General features: G+C 49.4%; 4 protein-coding genes and 1 pseudogene. 3 read left to right on the forward strand and 2 right to left on the reverse strand.

The features are described from left to right. Positions 1-170 (forward strand): SDR family oxidoreductase (locus AQR02_RS34235; RefSeq protein WP_245237612.1); only part of this gene is annotated, 170 nt, incomplete at its 5' end. Between the two features lie 153 nt (positions 171-323). On the opposite strand, the gene AQR02_RS13715 is transcribed toward AQR02_RS34235, so the two are convergent. Both AQR02_RS13715 and AQR02_RS13720 read right to left on the reverse strand, forming a co-directional pair. Continuing rightward, complete coding sequence (locus tag AQR02_RS13715; protein ID WP_054940973.1) at positions 324-842, reverse strand: hypothetical protein; 519 nt, start codon at positions 840-842, stop codon at positions 324-326. 52 nt (positions 843-894) lie between these two features. After that, positions 895-1,977: a stalk domain-containing protein gene (locus tag AQR02_RS13720; RefSeq protein WP_054940974.1), complete on the reverse strand. Its 1,083-nt coding sequence runs from the start codon at positions 1,975-1,977 to the stop codon at positions 895-897. A gap of 136 nt (positions 1,978-2,113) precedes the next feature. Here AQR02_RS13720 and AQR02_RS13725 point away from each other — a divergent pair, with 136 nt between their 5' ends. Continuing rightward, positions 2,114-2,734, forward strand: a complete 621-nt coding sequence (locus AQR02_RS13725; protein WP_054940975.1) for an NUDIX hydrolase — start codon at positions 2,114-2,116, stop codon at positions 2,732-2,734. A 36-nt stretch (positions 2,735-2,770) separates the two neighbouring features. Further along, positions 2,771-3,136: pseudogene (locus tag AQR02_RS34240) on the forward strand (MFS transporter); the annotation flags it as partial.

The following is a 3,136-nucleotide window of genomic DNA, read 5'->3' on the forward strand; positions in this document are numbered from 1 at the left end:
CGATCCGTGCTGACCAGAGCCGCTCCGACTCCATCCTCGACCGTATTCCTGCAGGCCGCTGGGGAACTGCCGAAGACGTTAAAGGCCCTGCTGTATTCCTGGCTTCCGCTGCTTCCGATTACCTGAACGGCCACGTACTGGCTGTAGACGGCGGATGGCTGGCTAGATAATAACCGTTTTTCCTCCGAATGAATTAGGTTGATCACATACAGCTTCACCCGGATGCCTCAGGCATCCGGGTGTTTTTTTGCTGATATTTAAGATATTTTCGCGAAGATCATATCTCCCATCCGCTAGAGAATATCCGTGTGGTATAGGTTCATTTAACTCAGTTCCACGAATTCCTCCGGGTGTGTACGAATATAAGCAGCGATGTTGGCCAGACTCTGCCCGGACAGCTGCCCGAAGCGTTCGTATAACCCTCTGATCTGTCGGGCCAGCTCTAGATCCTGCTCCATATCTTTGAATGCAGCCTCACTCCACTGCAGTCCCAGCCTGTTGTTCCGCAGTTCAAGCATCCTTCTGGTCTCCTCCAGCAGCAGGATCATTGCAGTATCCTCAAAGAACAATAACCCTTCCTGAACCCCGTTCCAATATCCGGGTGTATCCAGCATATAGGAAATCCAGGCATAATACTCCGCTGCGGACTTGTGAGCGTGATCGAAGAATACCCGGAACATGCAAAGCGCCTTCTGCCCCCTGCTGAGCTGAGCTATTACCTCTGCTTTGACTTCAGGAGATTTGCCGCGGATAAGCGCAAACGCAGGTTCCATACAGTGCCGCCCCAGCCGCTCATCACTTAAAGTCTGAAATGTTACAGCATCCATCTTGGCCAAATACATAACACCGCTCCTCTGTTCATTTACCTAAATAATCTGATCTGATACGGGCTCATCATTCCATATATAGCAGCACATTTCGAATCTGCTCTGCTGCCAGTTTATTTTGTTTATCCAATGGGTCCAGTGAAATATTGCCCGTAATAATGATCAGGCCTTGATCATAGTAAATTTGTTTCTTGATACTATTCATCACGGCTCTGAGCGGTACAAAGGTCCGCCCATTTCGGATCTCAACCTTTGTTATGGAGGTCTTCTGATTATGATATTGCACGGTGGCTTCCAGCTTCTTGGCATTAACGCTAATTGAAGCACCGAACTTTGCGGCAATAAATTTCAGAGGAACCATCGTTATACCTTCCCGGAGGTAGGGCACTACACTGGAATTAGCAGCATCAATTACAGACTTATTGCCTTTGACCAGTACAACAGAGTGTCCGATCGACATTACAACAGCATCCTGCAAAATATCATCCACTAAGTCATTCACGGCCGGCTGCCCGACACTCTGGCACGAACTGCCCTTATACAGCACCATATAATCGGTAATGATATCTATCGCTTCTTGTCTCATATCCTTGGTCAGCTTCGTATCGTTAAGCACCTGCTCCGTTATGACCCAGCTGCAGTCCATATTCTGCTGTGAATCCGCCAAGGCTTTGATCAAAGCCACCGTCAGGCTGTCCGGTAATGCCTTCTGTGCTGCGGTAATCCAGGTGATATCCGGGTCCAGATAATGGTCCAGCACCTTAAGGTAGCCGATTACAAATATCTCCTGCGCACTAAGCGTAGACTTGTCTAGTGACGCGGTTGATTTGCCGTATACCAGCTGCGCATATTCCTCCGCATGCTCTTTATCCGACCAGCTTATATCAGCATACAGAGCATTCATTACAGCTGCCTTCTCATCCAGCGGATGGTTAGGAGATACCAGAAAATCTGCAACTGTGCGGGTTAACCCGTTTTTCTCGGCATCGGCTACGATATCCACATCCAGATAGGCCTTATAAATGGCGGTTGATGTAACGGGAGAATCCGCGTGCACAAGCGAAGTCCCGTTTCCCAGAAACAGGCCTGACAAGATCAATGATACAGTGATGACCAGTTTGCTCAGACGGGAGTGCAATAGGGTGTTCATATACATTCCTCCTTATGCTATATTTAGCTGATGTGGTACATAGATGTGCTCTTAAAAAACCTTAACTAGAGATGATTTCCGGCAATCTCCACCCGGGTTAAGAGCCTAATCTTACTTGTAAAAGGGGGTTTAAAGCATGAATGAAGAAATACTGACTACCTTTGATGATCATGGCAATGTTACCGGTGCTGCCCCCCGCGATGAGGTGCACCGTCTGGGGCTGTGGCATGAGACCTTTCACTGCTGGTTTGTCGGCCAGGAGCCTGAAGGCTTATCCATTTACCTTCAGTTGCGGAGTGAGGAGAAGCGGGACTATGCGGGACTGCTGGATATTACCGCAGCCGGACATTTGCTGGCCCATGAGGTTCCGGAAGACGGTATACGTGAAGTACAGGAAGAGCTGGGTATCCTGGTAACTTATCATGAGCTGTTTCCGCTTGGGATCATCCCGTATACGATGGATAAGGAAGGTTTCCTCGACCGTGAACGGGCCCATGTGTTCCTGCACAAGAACACCCTGCCTATGGAAGCCTTCAGCCTGCAGCAAGAGGAAGTAGCCGGAATCGTAACTGCCAGCTTTGCTGACTTCTGTAAGCTCTGGGAAGGCCAAGTAACTTCGATCCGGATCCGCGGCTTCCGGATGGACGGGGATTCACGGAAGCCTATCGACGAGCTGGCCGATATCAGCCGCTTTGTCCCCCATGAGGCAAGTTATTACTCGCAGATCATCGAAGGTATTTCCGCCACTTTTGCTTAATTATACCAAATTTTGTACTGGATGATGGAGATTTCAATGACGAAAACGCGTCTTAGCCCTTCCTTTTATTATTTATGGGGGACCCAATCCGCAGCAAATTCTGCAGATGTCCTCTACATTATGGCCTTAACCGTACTGGTGCTGGACCATACGGGCAGTCTAATCTCAGCCACACTAGTCCCGCTCTTCCGTTCACTCTCGCAAATGCTCAGCGGCCTGATCGCGCCTCTCCTGATTGCACGCTTTAGACTTTCCCGGCTGCTCCTGCTCTCCCAGACCGGACAATTTCTGGTTTTTGCGGCAATGGCAGTCTACTTGGGAGTCCAAGGCAGCAGCGCTTCACTCTTTATCTTGTTTACGCTGATCTTTGCCATGTCTTTTCTGGACGGCTGGACAGTTCCG

This window comes from Paenibacillus ihuae, from assembly GCF_001368795.1.
Classification (GTDB): Bacteria; Bacillota; Bacilli; order Paenibacillales; family Paenibacillaceae; genus Paenibacillus_AQ; species Paenibacillus_AQ ihuae.

Coding starts and splice junctions, on each gene's coding strand:
- AQR02_RS13715 (WP_054940973.1), bottom strand. CDS start 842: ATGTATTTGGCCAAGATGGATGCTGTAACATTTCAGACTTTAAGTGAT.
- AQR02_RS13720 (WP_054940974.1), bottom strand. CDS start 1,977: ATGAACACCCTATTGCACTCCCGTCTGAGCAAACTGGTCATCACTGTA.
- AQR02_RS13725 (WP_054940975.1), top strand. CDS start 2,114: ATGAATGAAGAAATACTGACTACCTTTGATGATCATGGCAATGTTACC.